This window comes from Isoptericola haloaureus (assembly GCF_036689775.1).
GTDB classification, from domain to species: domain Bacteria; phylum Actinomycetota; class Actinomycetes; order Actinomycetales; family Cellulomonadaceae; genus Isoptericola; species Isoptericola haloaureus.
This window is the reverse complement of sequence record NZ_JBAGLP010000075.1, coordinates 1-302: the sequence shown is the minus strand read 5'-3', so window position 1 is coordinate 302 and position 302 is coordinate 1. Positions and strand designations below refer to the sequence as shown.

The following is a 302-nucleotide window of genomic DNA, read 5'->3' as shown; positions in this document are numbered from 1 at the left end:
GTGCACCGGGGGTGCCCCGCCGCGGCGCCGGGCCGGGCGGGCGCCGCGACGGCGGGGCCGGGGCCCAGGTGGCGGGCGGGCCCTGCGCGGCGCGCCCGGGCGCGGTGGGCCTGGCACGGTGGGCGCGGCCCGGGGCCGGCGAGCGGCTCGGTGGCCGCGACGGGCGGGGCGCGGGACGCGTTGCCGACCTCGGCGCAGGCCCGGGCGGGCGCCGGGTTCTCGGACAGGGAGCCGTGCCCGGGGTGGGCAGCCTCGGCGCCGGACGCGACGGCGGCCGCCACGCCGGCGGCCGGGTCCAGGTC

General features: G+C 87.7%; 1 protein-coding gene. It reads right to left on the bottom strand.

Features of this window, described 5'->3' with window-relative positions:
- Nucleotides 1-302: biotin carboxylase N-terminal domain-containing protein (locus V5O49_RS00240; protein ID WP_332900462.1), on the bottom strand; the 302-nt coding region annotated here is incomplete at both ends.